This is a genomic window from Stenotrophomonas acidaminiphila (genome assembly GCF_001431595.1).
In the GTDB taxonomy this organism is placed as follows: domain Bacteria; phylum Pseudomonadota; class Gammaproteobacteria; order Xanthomonadales; family Xanthomonadaceae; genus Stenotrophomonas; species Stenotrophomonas acidaminiphila.
Window position 1 is genome coordinate 1 of sequence record NZ_LDJO01000046.1, and the last position, 13199, is coordinate 13199.

9 protein-coding genes and 2 pseudogenes are annotated in these 13199 nt (G+C 64.2%); 8 read left to right on the forward strand and 3 right to left on the reverse strand.

Translation table 11 applies throughout. From position 1 onward, the window contains the following. Positions 1-86, reverse strand: an 86-nt coding sequence (locus ABB33_RS19105; RefSeq protein ID WP_248842456.1) for a transposase, incomplete at its 3' end; no start/stop codon positions are given. Between the two features lie 99 nt (positions 87-185). Here ABB33_RS19105 and ABB33_RS13545 point away from each other — a divergent pair. The 7 genes from ABB33_RS13545 (at position 186) to ABB33_RS13575 (ending at position 9428) form a co-directional block, all read left to right on the forward strand. Continuing rightward, the gene (locus tag ABB33_RS13545; RefSeq protein WP_021201848.1) at positions 186-557 is read left to right on the forward strand and encodes a hypothetical protein; all 372 of its coding nucleotides are present in this window, start codon (positions 186-188) and stop codon (positions 555-557) included. 625 nt (positions 558-1182) lie between these two features. Continuing rightward, entirely contained in the window at positions 1183-3327 is a 2145-nt protein-coding gene (locus ABB33_RS13550; protein WP_056932458.1) for a TonB-dependent receptor, read from the forward strand. A 75-nt stretch (positions 3328-3402) separates the two neighbouring features. Further along, on the forward strand, positions 3403-3933 hold the full coding sequence (locus ABB33_RS18255; RefSeq protein ID WP_082595100.1) for a Fur family transcriptional regulator: 531 nt from the start codon (positions 3403-3405) through the stop codon (positions 3931-3933). A 101-nt stretch (positions 3934-4034) separates the two neighbouring features. Continuing rightward, positions 4035-5405 carry an alkaline phosphatase PhoX gene (locus tag ABB33_RS13560; protein WP_056932460.1) on the forward strand — a complete coding sequence of 457 codons (1371 nt, stop codon included), beginning with the start codon at positions 4035-4037 and terminating at the stop codon, positions 5403-5405. Positions 5406-5733: 328 nt separating this feature from the next. Continuing rightward, positions 5734-6792 (forward strand): extracellular solute-binding protein, encoded by a 1059-nt coding sequence (locus tag ABB33_RS13565; RefSeq protein WP_082595101.1) that lies wholly within the window; start codon positions 5734-5736, stop codon positions 6790-6792. A gap of 28 nt (positions 6793-6820) precedes the next feature. Continuing rightward, positions 6821-8404, forward strand: a complete 1584-nt coding sequence (locus ABB33_RS13570) for an ABC transporter permease (RefSeq protein ID WP_211260887.1) — start codon at positions 6821-6823, stop codon at positions 8402-8404. Next, positions 8394-9428 carry an ABC transporter ATP-binding protein gene (locus ABB33_RS13575; RefSeq protein ID WP_056932461.1) on the forward strand — a complete coding sequence of 345 codons (1035 nt, stop codon included), beginning with the start codon at positions 8394-8396 and terminating at the stop codon, positions 9426-9428. The genes ABB33_RS13570 and ABB33_RS13575 overlap by 11 nt, the downstream gene beginning before the upstream one ends. A gap of 70 nt (positions 9429-9498) precedes the next feature. Here ABB33_RS13575 and ABB33_RS13580 read toward each other — a convergent pair. Continuing rightward, positions 9499-11643, reverse strand: a pseudogene (locus ABB33_RS13580) (Tn3 family transposase); the annotation flags it as partial. 18 nt (positions 11644-11661) lie between these two features. Next, positions 11662-12618, reverse strand: a pseudogene (locus tag ABB33_RS13585) (site-specific integrase); the annotation flags it as partial. Positions 12619-12702: 84 nt separating this feature from the next. Between ABB33_RS13585 and ABB33_RS13590 the strand changes: the two are divergent. Then, a partial coding sequence (locus tag ABB33_RS13590; protein ID WP_338108060.1) for a Chromate resistance protein ChrB occupies positions 12703-13199 on the forward strand: 497 nt, incomplete at its 3' end.

Below are 13199 nucleotides of genomic sequence, written 5' to 3' on the forward strand. Positions count from 1 at the left end.
TCTTCCACGACTGTAAAGCCGCGCTCGATTACCTGCTTCACCGCCTCTGCGCGGAACTCATCCGTGTACTGCTTGCTGTTGCCCATAAACACCTCGGTCATTGCCATCAATTATGGCGTCCGAGTGTCTACGAAAGGCTGGCCGGTCCAGAAGAGGCAGTCGCTTCACTCCAAAGGAGGCGGTGAATGAAGGTGATCGTCGCGTCTGGATGGCTCATGGCCTCCATGCTTCCCGGCATCGTCCTTGCCGAGGACGCAGGTTGGCGTACTGTCCAAGGCAAGGATCTGCAGTCACTTTTCTCCGATCATGAGCTTAGCGACGGCGTGCATTACACCAATCAGTTCCGTCGCGACGGATCGGTCATCGGCGTGGATATGGGCGAAAGGTTCAATGGCACATGGAAGGTCAAGGGCCCTTGCCTGTGCTACGCATGGGTACGTCCCGCCGGCCAGAACGAGTGCTTCGGAGTCAAGCGACGAGGCAACGAAGTCCGGATGTTCCAGAACGGCATTGAAATCTTTTCGGGCACTGTGACACGCATTCGTTCCCCACTGTGAAGATCAACAGGCGCGAAAGAGGATGGCCGCGTGGCGACTTCAAGAGGGTTCGACTGCAGGAAGTTCATGCACTGAACGCAACTGGCGCGCGACATAGCGAAGATACCACCCGTGACGGTTTCGGGTTCGAGCAATGCCGCAATCGGCGCAAAAGCCATGGCCTATCCGCGGGGTCATCGCCATTCCGCTTAGTCCGAGCCAACCCTGGTAGCCCCTGTGCGGGGCCCACGAGACGATAACCGCGCCGGAGAAGTAGGGCGCCTTCCATGCGAACCCGCCGTCTCCTAAAGCCGCAATGCCGTCCAACTGCAGGCGAGGGGAAACGCGTGTGCGTTCTCTCGGGCCGCTTGAGGTCCCACGCTCTCGCGCCATGTGCAGCCGCACCTCGAAATCGGTATTTCGTACCGAATTTCCCTCCGTCCCACTCGAATAAAATGATCAGGCGGGATAATAGTGGGTTATCCCGTCTCAGGCGCGAATCACGCCGTTGAGCGCCTGCTGGCGGTACGAAACGGGCAAAAATGGGCTTGCAAGCATTTCGTTTAATGCTACAATCTCAAACGCAAATCATTCGTGTTCCCGTTCGCGGGGGCGCATCTCAACTTCTGCATTTGGGGTTCTCCGCATGTCGCACCACCAGAAGCCGGTCCGTCCGGCATTGCTGTCCCGCGCGGTCCGTCTTGGCCTCTATGGCCTTCCCTTGTTAGCCAGTCTCCAGGCTTACAGCCCGCTGGCCTTGGCGCAGGAGTCCACCGAGGATGCCAAGACCCTGGACCAGGTCACCGTGGTGGGTGAGCGTGAGGCCTACCAGATCCAACGCACGTCCACCGCGACCAAGACCGACACCCCGTTGCGGGATGTCCCCCAGTCGATCACGGTCATCACCGAAGGGCTGATTGAAGACCAGGCGATGCAGAGCATGGCCGATGTGGTGCGCTACGTGCCCGGCGTGCAGATGGCGCAGGGCGAAGGCCACCGTGATGCGCCGATTTTGCGAGGCAACACGTCCACCGCCGACTTCTTCATCAACGGTGTGCGTGACGACGTGCAGTACTTCCGCGACCTCTACAACGTCGAACGGGTCGAGGTGCTCAAGGGACCCAGTGGCATGATTTTCGGTCGCGGCGGTTCTGGCGGCCTGATCAACCGTGTCACCAAGCAAGCCGACTGGTCGGAAGCCAAGGAATTGAGCCTGACCCTGGGCTCCTGGGACAACCGACGCTTGACCGGCGACGTCGACCACGCGCTGAGCGAGACTGCGGCCTTCCGTATCACGGGCCTGTACGAGGACTCGGACAGCTACCGCGATCATGGCCAGGTGGAACGCTGGGCAGTGAATCCGACCCTGACCTTCCGTGCCAACGACGCCACCACCTTCGCTTTCGGCTACGAGCATTTCGAGGATGACCGTACCGTGGATCGCGGCGTGCCCTCGTTCCAGGGCAAGCCGCTGCCCACCGATGACTCCACCTTCTTCGGCCAGCCGGACAGCAGCTTCGCCTACGCGCGGGTGGATGCCCTGACGGCGACGGTAACGCATGCGTTCGGCAACGGCGCCAAGCTCGTCAACCAGACCCGCTACGCCGATTACGACAAGTTCTACCAGAGCGTCTTCCCGGGGGCCTACAACGCGACCACCAACCAGGTTGCCATCACCGCCTACAACAACCTGACCACGCGCAAGAACCTGCAGAATCAGACCGATCTGACCTTCTCGGCCCAGACCGGCAGCATCGGTCATGCATTCCTGATCGGGATGGAACTCAACCGCCAGGAGACGGACAACTTCCGCCAGACCGGTTACTTCCCCAACGTCGGGACCAATGCGACCTCCGACGTGGTGACGCTGCCGAACACGATCTACGCCGGCCCGGTGGTGTTCCGCCAAAGCGCCAGCGACGCGGACAACCATAGCGTGGCCAAGACCGCCGCGCTTTACGTACAGGACCAGATCGAGTTCTCGCCCCAGTGGCAGGCGATTCTGGGCGTCCGCTACGACCGCTTCGATGCGGACCTGCTGAACCATCGCAACGGCAGCACGCTGTCCAGCAGTGACGACCTGGTCTCGCCGCGGGCCGGCCTGATCTACAAGCCGCAGGAAGACCTCTCGCTGTACGCGAGCTACACCATCGCCTACGCGCCCCGCGCCGGTGAACAGTTGGCGTCGTTGACGGCCAGCAACCGTGCTCTGGATCCGGAGAAGTTCACCAACCGCGAAATCGGCCTGAAGTGGGACATCAGCGATCGGCTGTCGGCCACCGCCGCGGTCTACCGGCTGGATCGCACCAACGTCGCCATTACCGACCCCAATAACCCCGCACAGTCGCTGCTGGTCGACGGTCAGCGGGTGCAAGGCGTGGAACTGGGCTTGGCCGGCCAGCTGACCGATGCCTGGCAGGTGATGGCCGGCTACGCCTACCAGGACAGCGAAGTCCAGACGCCTGGCGCGCAGAATGGCAACGAGCTGGGCCAGGTGCCGAAGAACTCCTTCTCGCTGTGGAACCGCTACGACTTCACGCCGCAATGGGGTGTAGGCCTGGGCGCCATCTATCAGGATGAGGTGTACGTGTCCACGGACAATGCGGTGACCTTGCCCAGCTTCACGCGTTTCGACGCGGCGGTCTTTTATGGCGTCAACCCGAACGTGCGCTTGCAGCTGAACGTGGAGAACCTGTTCGACGAGGAATATTTCGCTTCGGCGCACAGCAACACCAACCTCCTGCCGGCCTCGCCGCGAGCAGTTCGCCTGGGCCTGAACTTGCGGTTCTAACCACCTGCGAAGAACGGCGGGCGTCCGTAGCAACGGGCGCCTGTCGGCGTAGAATAGCGCCAGCAGGGAGTTCAGATGCCGATAGCCGATCTCCGTCGACGACGCGTGCAAGCCGGTACTGAAGCGGCCGAACGACTGGCGGCAGCAGGACTGAAACCTTCGCGGGCGCGGGTTCGCGTCTTGGAGGCAGTCAGCCAGGCCGCCACCGTGTTGACACCCGATGCCGTCTTCCAAGCATTGGGCAATGTCTGCAGCCGGGGTTCAACCTACCGGACCATGGCCGAACTACACCGCGCCGGCCTGCTGTCCCGCTATCGTTTGGTGAATGGCGGTGTCGCATATGCCCTGCACGAGGACCGCCTGGGCATCTTGGTGGTCTGCACAGGCTGCGACACCACCCAGGTCATAGACGATCCCCGCGCTTGGCAACACGTGAAGCAAGTTGTTCACCGCATCGGGTTTCAGGTCGCCGACGGAACATTGCACGTCAACGGCCTTTGCCCGGATTGTCAGGTGCGGCAAGGAAAGCACCTCGGGCGCTGCCGCTACCCACTAAAGGCGCGGCATCATCATGATCGAGCCCTAACCGACGAACTCGCCGGATGAAGCCAGCAAACTTGCGTGTGACCGCCTCGCGTCAGGCCCAGTAGAAGTCTTACCGTCATTGAGCCTTGCTAGCATGGACGGTCGCCATCTTGGGTGCATGCATGCGTCTCGAACGTCGCCGATTCCTCCAGGCACTTACCGGGTCCGCCTTTGCCGGCTTACTCGGTGCCTGTTCTCCGTCGCAGCAGGGCCAGGCCCGTGCCGCGTTGCCCGCCTATGGCCGCCTCGTATCGGATCCGCAAGGCCTACTCGACCTGCCGGCCGGTTTTCGCTACCGCGTGATCGCTTCGTTTGGCGAGCGGATGGACGACGGCTTCGTGCTGCCCGACAACTTTGATGGGATGGGCTGCTTTCCGCTGGACGAGCGTCGTGTCGTGCTGGTGCGCAATCACGAATTGAAAGCGGACCAACAAGCGGCCGGGCCGGTGTTCGGAGATGGCCATGCCAAAGTTTCGGCCTACGACCGGACCACCCGGGGTGAGGTGCTGCCGGGCGGCACGACGAGCCTGACCTACGATCTGATGTCCGGCAAAGTGGAGGCACAACACCTAAGTTTGGTCGGCACTATTCGCAACTGCGCGGGCGGCGCGACGCCTTGGGGAAGCTGGTTGAGCTGCGAAGAGGACGTGACCCGCGCCGGCGAAGGTGTCAGTCGCGACCATGGCTGGGTGTTCGAGGTACCCGCCGCCGCACGCAGGCTGGCGACACCTGTCCCGCTTACTGCCATGGGTCGGTTCAATCACGAAGCAGTGACAGTGGATCCGCGCACTGGCATCGTCTACTTGACCGAAGACCGTGATGACAGTCTGCTGTATCGCTTCCTTCCCAATGAGAAGGACGACTTGAGCCGCGGCGGTCGCTTGCAGGCGCTCGCCTTGGTCGAGTCGGGGCTGATCGACAGTCGCAACTGGAACGGCATCGGCTTGTCGCAAGGAAACTGGCAGGCGACACGCTGGATTGATCTTGACGGGGTGGAAAGTCCCGGCGACGACCTGCGCTGGCGCGGGCATGCTCATGGCGCACTGCTGTTCGCACGCGGCGAAGGCATCCATTTCGGGTACGGCGAGTTCTATTTCTGCTGCACCTCCGGCGGCACAGCACGACTGGGGCAGATCATGCGCTACCGGCCCTCGCGGTTCGAGGGGCAGCCCGAAGAGCGGAGCGAGCCGGGACAACTGCAGAGTTTCGTCGAATCGACGAACGCCGCCGATCTCGACTTCGGCGACAACCTGACCGTTGCGCCCAACGGCCACCTCATCATTTGCGAAGACCAGTACACCGACACAGCCGTCAATCACCTGCGCGGCATCACGCCTGCGGGCGAGATCTACACTTTCGCCAAGTTGAAGGTTCAGACCGAGCTGGCCGGAGCTTGTTTCTCGCCCGATGGCCGCACACTGTTCGTCAACGTATTCAGTCCCGGCAAGACCCTTGCCATAACGGGGCCGTGGGCTGCGTTTGCCCACAGCTAGACGCATCGCTAACTGTCGCAATAACGTGCTTTCGTTCATAGCTGCATTCCGATGCCCGCGCATGCCGTTGGAGTGCGTGAGCGGACTTGAACCACGCGACCTTGTGGGCCGCAGGCACTTTCTCAAGCCATCGGGCGTGGCCGTTGCCGCGCTCAGTGTCTAGTCGGATGGGCCACCGCCGCCACAATCCAGGATACTGGCCGTTGCCCGGACGGGCTTGACCCTTGCGGTAGCGCGCTGTGCGCGTCATGCCGGCTGATGAGTTGAGGGGGGCCAGAGCCCACGAGTCTGGTACCATGGATGCTTCGCTGAACGATATGAGGTTACCGTGCGCCTTACGCTTCTTGCCAGTGCTCTTCTCGTCCTGACAACCGCCTGCGACCCGCAGAAAACTGCGCCCGCGCCCGCCACATCTGCAACTGGCTCCCAGCCGGCGCCCGCGCCCGCCTCAAGCCAGGAACTGGTGGTCTATACGTCGCGCAACGAGCAACTGGTCAAGCCGCTGTTTGATCGGTACACCGAAGAGACCGGCGTCAAGATCACCTACCTGACCGACAAGGCGCCGCCTCTGATGGAGCGCCTGCGCGCCGAGGGCGACCGCACGCAGGCAGACGTGTTCATCACCGTCGACGCCGGCAATCTCTGGCAGGCCGCAAACCTCGGCTTGCTGCAGCCAACCGAGTCTGCCGAGCTGCAGGCGAACATCCCCTCGCATCTGCGCGATCCGGACAACCGCTGGTACGGCCTGTCGGTGCGCGCACGCACGATAGTCCACAACCCCCAAGTCACGCCGGCCATGTCGCTGTCGACCTATGAGGATCTCGCCGACCCCAAGTGGCGCGGCAAGCTGTGCCTGCGCAGCAGCAAGTCTGAATACAACCAGAGCCTGGTGGCGACGATGATTGCGACGCTGGGCGCTGAGCGCACGGAGGGGGTCGTGCGCGGCTGGGTCGCCAATCTCGCGGCCCCACCGTTCGCGAACGATGTTGCGGTCATTGAGGCAATTGCCGCCGGCCGCTGCGCGATCGGCGTCGTGAATACCTATTACCTCGGCCGGCAGAAGCGCGACAACCCGGAGCTGCCAGTGCAGCCGTTCTGGCCCAACCAGGACGGCCGCGGCGTGCACGTCAATGTCTCCGGCGCCGGCGTGACCGCGCATTCGGATAACGTCGAGGGGGCGCGTGCCTTCATAGAGTGGCTCTCGTCGGACAAGGCGCAGGCGCTGTACGCTAACGAAAACATGGAATACCCGGCGAACCCGAAGATAGACGCCGCGTCGCTCGTCGAGGGCTGGGGCGATTTCAAGGCTGACGTGATCAACGTATCCGAGGCCGGGCGCCTGCAGGCGGAGGCGGTCAAGTTGATGGACCGTGCCGGCTACCGCTGACCCGAGCGCAGGCTCGAAGTGGTCCACGGTGCCCGGCCCGAGTCGGGCACCGTGGCTGTGGCTTGCCATCGTCCTCGCGCTGCCGGCGCTGGTGCCGCTGCTGTCGGCAGTGGCTGCGCTCGCGCGGCCCGACCCCGCAACGATCGGGCATCTGCTTGCGTACGAGCTGCCGCGCGTCGGCGCGAACACGCTGTGGCTGCTCGCCGGAGTCGGGATCGCGACAGCGGCGCTAGGCACGGCGCTCGCTGCCCTCGTAGCGCTATGCGAGTTCCCGGGGCGGCGTGTGTTCGCGTGGCTGCTTGTGCTGCCACTCGCGCTTCCCGGATACGTGCTCGCGACCGTCTACATCGATCTGTTCGACTACGCTGGCCCCATCGCCGGCTGGCTGCGCTTGATCGACGCGCCCGAGCCGCCGCCGATCCGCTCGCGCGGCGGGCTCATCCTCGTGCTAACGCTCGCGCTATATCCATACGTCTACCTCGTCGCGCGCGAGGCGTTCGCGAGCCAGGGCATGCGTGCGCTCGAGGTCGCGCGCTCGCTCGGAATGTCGCCATGGCGCGCGTTCCGCGCCACGAGCCTGCCACTCGCACTCCCGTGGATCGCCGGCGGCACGCTGCTCGTGCTCATGGAGGTGCTCGCGGATTTCGGTACGGTCGTCGCGTTCAACTATGACACGTTCACCACCGCGATCTACAAGGCTTGGTTCGCGCTGTTCTCGCCCGACACGGCACTGCAGATCGCCGCGGCGATGCTCGTGTTCGTGCTCGTGCTGGTAGGTTTCGAGGCGCTTACGAGGCGGCGGAAATCGTTCGCGAGTGTCGGGCATCCGAATACGCAGTCGATCCCGCTCGGCCGGACGCGCTGGCTCGCCACTGCGCTGTGCGGGCTCGTGGCCGGCGTTGCGCTTGCACTTCCGGCCGGCCGGTTACTGTGGAATGCATGGCACCATCTTGCCGAGCTCGACTCGCGCTACGTTGAGGCGGCGCTCAATGCGGTCGTGCTCGCGGCGGCGGCAGCGCTGCTCACAACCGCCGCTGCGTTCGTCGTGGCGATGGCGGCGCGCACGCGGCCTGGCCTTGCCAGCGCGACGGTCACGCGACTCGCAACGCTCGGCTATGGGCTGCCCGGCGCGCTACTCGCCATCGGTCTCTACGTGCCAGTCGCGCGTTCGTCGACGTGGCTCGCGAATGCGACTGGGCTCGACCCGATGCTGCAGGGCGGGCTCGCGCTGCTGCTCGTCGCCTATGGCATCCGGTTCCTCGCGGTCGCGCACGCGCCGGTCGCCGGCGGCCTGCTTCGAGTTCGTCCCAGCCTCGTGGATGCGAGCCGTAGCCTAGGCTTGAACGGGATCCGTCTGCTCAGGCGAGTGAAATGGCCGTTGCTGCGCGGCAGCTTCGCGACGGCCGCGTTACTGGTATTCGTCGATGTAATGAAGGAAATGCCGATCACACTGATGATGCGCCCGTTCGGATGGGACACGCTTGCCACGCGCGTGTTCGAGTTGACTAGCGAAGGCGAGTGGGCGCGCGCGGCGCTGCCTTCGATCGCGATCGTCGCGGTGGGTGTCGTGCCCGTGATGCTGCTGAGCCGGCGGAGTCAGCATGCGTCTTGAGCTGTCCAGTACAACCGTGGGCTACGCCGGCTGCGCTGTGTTGTCGGACGTGTCGTTTGTCCTGGAGGGCGGTCAGATTGGGTGCTTGCTGGGTCCCTCGGGTAGTGGCAAGACGACGCTACTGCGTGCAGTGGCAGGTTTCGAGCCGTTATTTCGCGGGGAAATCAGGGCTGATAGCGACCTGCTCTCCGGGCGCGGCATTCACTTGCCTCCCGAGCAACGTCGAATCGGGATGGTATTTCAGGACCACGCACTGCTGCCGCATTTGACCGCACTCGAGAATGTGAGGCTTGGTCTGTTTGGCCGTCAACCTGAAGCGGCCAAAGCACGCGCCATCGAGATGCTTTTGCTCGTCGGGCTCGCGGATCATGCGCAGCGGTATCCGCATCAGTTGTCCGGTGGCCAGCAACAACGCGTGGCCCTGGCGCGGGCGCTGGCACCGGCGCCACGGATGGTGCTGTTTGACGAGCCGTTCGCGAGCCTTGATCCTGAACTGCGGAGCCGACTGGCGCGCGATGTCCGCACCGTGTTGAAGGACACGCAGACCAGCTCGCTGCTAGTGACCCACTCGCAGGCCGAAGCGTTCGCCATGGCGGACGTAATTGGACTCGTCGGCGAAGGCCGGCTGCACCAATGGGATACTGCGACCGGTTTGTATCAGCGTCCGGCCACCAGGTTCGTCGCTGCCTTCGTCGGCGAAGGTGTGGTGCTTACCGGCGTCGGTGCTGGGAGCGGTCGCGTGCAATGCATTCTGGGAGACGTTGCCGTACGTGACGGAACCGCGCGTGCAGGCGTCAACGTCGATCTGCTCGTCCGGCCCGAGAACGTTAGGATTTTGCCCGGGGCTACTTTGCGGGGCTGCGTGATCGAGCGGCAGTTCCGCGGTGCTAACTGCCTTTGCATCATGCGCCTGGACGACGGTACCGTCGTCCACGCATCCGTCAATACTGCGGACGCGCCCTGCGAAGGGGAGATGGTCGGCCTCACGCTGTCAGGCCCGGTTGCAACCGTCCCACAGAGCTGACTTTGGTTTGGTGCGCTCGAGGTCGTCCCCACACCCACCGGCGATATTTGCACCTTGGCGGTGCTGCACGATCGGACACGTGGTGGTAGGCGATGCCGCCGTAGCCGCCATAGCGGATGTGGTACGAGGCAAGCAGATTCTGATCGTAGAGGTCGTACTTGGTGCCGTCGGCGGCCGCGCTCTTGCCATCGCCCCAGAATTTGGGGAGCTGCAGGCCGGCGTAGCTATTGATGATGTCGCGACAAGCCGCCGCCAGCTTGTTGGCGTCGACGTGCCGGCGGTTGACGAACGACAGCATGTGCGCCGAAACGGCGCCGCGCAGGTGCCGGGCAGCCTGGGCCGGTCCGAGATTGCAGCCGTAGGTGAAGGCGGTGAGGACGTAGCGCTCGGTCGGCTGTTCGATCTTGGCGTCCGAACCGGACAGCGGTCCGAAGTGTCGGGTCCAGCGCGTCCAATGCGCTACATCGCATAGGATCTCGATGACGCTGCGTTCGCGCAGGTGTTCCAGGATCGCGGTTTCCAGGGCGCGTGCCCCGCTGCTCATCTCCTTGGCCTTGCTGCGCTTGAGCACCGGGATGCCGTCCTCGCCGATAATCACCTGGCCGTTCTCCAGATAGCCCTGGTCGGTCAGCTCGGCGACCTGCATCAGGCGTGATTGCAGCGCATTAACGAAACCCACGGCCGTTGCCGGCAGGCCGACTTGGCCGCAGTAGTCCTCCAACATCTGCTCGCATTGCTCCCACGGCAGCAGTTGCTCGCGGTAATCGGCGTAGGTTTCTGATCCGCGTACGGCCACATCGCCGGACTTCAGCTCGTTGGCCAGCGACGAGAACACGCAGACCTCGAACAGGCGCCGGTGGATGCGCTCCTCGCCCTGCTCGGTGCGATGGACGATGGTCTTGCGCCAGAGCTGGGTGGTGAACGCCAGATCGACGGGCTCATCCAGCCAGTCACCGCGGGCCCTCTCCTGCATCAGGATCAGCTCGATCGCGTCGATGAGCGAGCGGTCTTCCGTGGTCGAGGCCAGGTCCAGCATGCGCACCATCCGCAGGATGGTGGCCCGCTGGCTCTTGTAGAACGGCCACAGCAGCGGCAAGTGATTGTCGCCACTATGTGCGGCAATGGCGCTGCAGTCGGCTTGCAGGGTCTGCACGCCACCGTGGGCGTTGACCAGGCGGCGGATTTCCCGACCCGCCTCGGTATCGCTAGGATGATGGTCAAGGACGCGAGCCACGTCCGACATCGTCGCCACGATCGCTTCGGTTTTCTCACGGTAACGCGCCCGCATCCTCTCCAATTCCTCGCGCCCGCGCTTGTGGATGTTGCTCATGCGCTTGATGAACATCTCCGCAAGATCATCACGGGTCTGGACACGGGCCCTGTGGATCAGGCACACCAGCACGGCGTAGCGCTTGGCGGGCCGGAATTTGCGCAGTTCGGACGCATCCAGCACCCGCGCCTCGGCGGCGAAGTGCTTGCGCTTGATTTCCGGAATACCCGCGAGGTGCAATTCGCTGCCCACCAACTCGCCCAGTTCGGCGATGTGGTCGATCAGTTCCTGGAAATGCTGCAGCGACGAGCGCTTGGGCAGGCGCTTGATCGCGTGCAGCGGGCTCTTCTGGCGCCCCTCTTCAACCTGCAGGAGGCCTTCAAGGCGCTGCTTTTCGTCAACGGTCAGCCGAGCCTCGATCTGGGCGAAATACCGACCGTTGACCAGCGTGCGGATGCGTCGCGTCAGGCGATCCAGGGTGGAGAAGGCCGGCAGCTCAACACGATCGCGCACAAGTTGTTCGATGGCGACGTTGATCAGATCGGCCGGGTTGTCCATCACCGCGGCGGCTTCGTATACCGCCCGCGCCGCGATCTTCAGGCCGCCGTCGCTGTAGGCCCGAACCTGCAGGAACTGGCGAATCCGACGGTAGTAGCGATAGCGCGAGGCGTTGGCGAGGCCCGCCGGCTTGATCTGTACCCTCAGCTTCAACGCGCCGCGGATATGGCGGACCACTGCCGGAGGCACCTCATCCAGCGCGGGAAAATACCCCAGTCGCTGGAAGGTCTTGAGCAGGATCGTCAACGTCAGGCGGTGCGCAGGCTGCCGGGTGTTCTCACCAACGAAGGCCAGCTCGGCATCGGTTGGTGTGTAGGCTGCAACCAGTTCGCGTACAACGGGGTTGCGCTTGAATTGCGGGTATGCGGTCCGTTCAATCGACGCCATACACTTCCCTCAGTTAGCTGCAGGCCCGGGCAGCGCTGGCGTTTCCGGCAAGCTCGCTTCGATCCGCTGGCGCGCAAACGGATCGCCACCGTCGATGTAACGCATCGCCGAGTGCACGTCGCGCCAGCCGACGTATTCCATCAGCGCCTTCACGTCCCAGCCGTTGGCATTGGCCCAGCCGGCGAAGCCGCGGCGCAGCGAGTGGCTGCTGTAGTCCTCGGCATCCGGCAGTCCAGCGCATGTCAGCAGCCGGCGCAGCAGCGGGATCAGGCTGTTGGGGTGCAGTGCTTCCTCCCCCACGTGACCCCACCTGTCGATGCCGCGAAACAGCGGCCCCTCGGTCAGCCCGGCGGCGTCGATCCACTCCCACGTGGCTGTCACCGGGCACAGCCGCGACAGGGCCGGCACCTTGTACGTGTTGCCCTGCGCCTGTCGGTCGCCCTTGCTGCGCGGCAGAAAACAGGTCATGCCTTCACCCGGCACCAGGCGCAGGTGCTCGACCCGCACCCGGATCAGCTCGTCGCCGCGGAAGCCGCGCCAGAAGCCGAGCAGGACCAAGGCTCGATCGCGCCGATGGCGCAATTCGTCCGGTCGGCTTCCGGGTTCCTGTGCTGCCGTGATCGCGCCCGCAAGCCAGTCGTCCACCTGTGCCAATCGGATCAGTTGCAATGGTTCGGCCTGTTTCTCGACCGAGGGGTGCAGGGTCTGAATGCCCTTGAGCACCTTGCGAACGAGCGGTGCTCGTGTCGGATCGACGAAGCCGTGTTCGTGGTGCCAGCCCGCCAGGGCCGCAAGCCGGTGCCGCAACGTGTTGGTGGTCAACTGGCCCGCATAGTCGGCCAGGTAACGGGCCACGCTGTCCGGCGTCGCCGGCAAATGCCCGCCCCATTCGACCTCGAAATGCCGCAGCGCGGAGGCATAACTGCGCTGGGTGTTCTCCCGGGTGGCGGCCTCCAGGTAGCGCTCTAGGGTCATCGGTGACCTCCGCCGACGACGCACAGGCCCGCTCCGCCCAGCTTTAACGTAGCTGTTACATCATTCATGTAGGATACTGTACCAATGAACTGGCTTGTCCTGATTCTTTCCCTGCCTACCGAGAATGCCACGGTGCGCCAGCGAGCCTGGCGCTCGGTCAAGGCGGCGGGGGCCGCCGCCCTGCGGGACGGCGTTTACGTGCTGCCAGCCGCGGCAGAGCGCCGTGCCGTGCTCGAAGCGGTGGCCGCCGATGTGACCGGCGGCGGTGGCGTGGCTCACTTGCTGATCGCACAGACCACGGATGAGGCGCCGTATCAGGCCTTGTTCGACCGCAGCCGGGACTACACCGAGCTGCTGGCCGACGCCACGCAGCTCCGCGAAAGCCTGTCCGACACCACGCCGTCAGAGGCATTGAAGCGCACGCGCAAGTTGCGCAAGGCCTTCGAGTCGATCGCCGCGATCGACTTCTTCCCGGGCGAAGCACGACGCCAGGCCGAGGACACACTGGCCGAGCTGGAAATGGCCTGTGCCCGTCTGCAGGCGCCGGACGAGCCGGGCTTCGTGGCCGGTACGATCCAGCG

Excerpts from the sequence above, each read along its gene's own strand:
- ABB33_RS13545 (WP_021201848.1), top strand. The coding sequence starts at position 186 with ATGAAGGTGATCGTCGCGTCTGGATGGCTCATGGCCTCCATGCTTCCC.
- ABB33_RS13575 (WP_056932461.1), top strand. The coding sequence starts at position 8,394 with ATGCGTCTTGAGCTGTCCAGTACAACCGTGGGCTACGCCGGCTGCGCT.
- ABB33_RS13550 (WP_056932458.1), top strand. The coding sequence starts at position 1,183 with ATGTCGCACCACCAGAAGCCGGTCCGTCCGGCATTGCTGTCCCGCGCG.
- ABB33_RS13560 (WP_056932460.1), top strand. The coding sequence starts at position 4,035 with ATGCGTCTCGAACGTCGCCGATTCCTCCAGGCACTTACCGGGTCCGCC.
- ABB33_RS18255 (WP_082595100.1), top strand. The coding sequence starts at position 3,403 with ATGCCGATAGCCGATCTCCGTCGACGACGCGTGCAAGCCGGTACTGAA.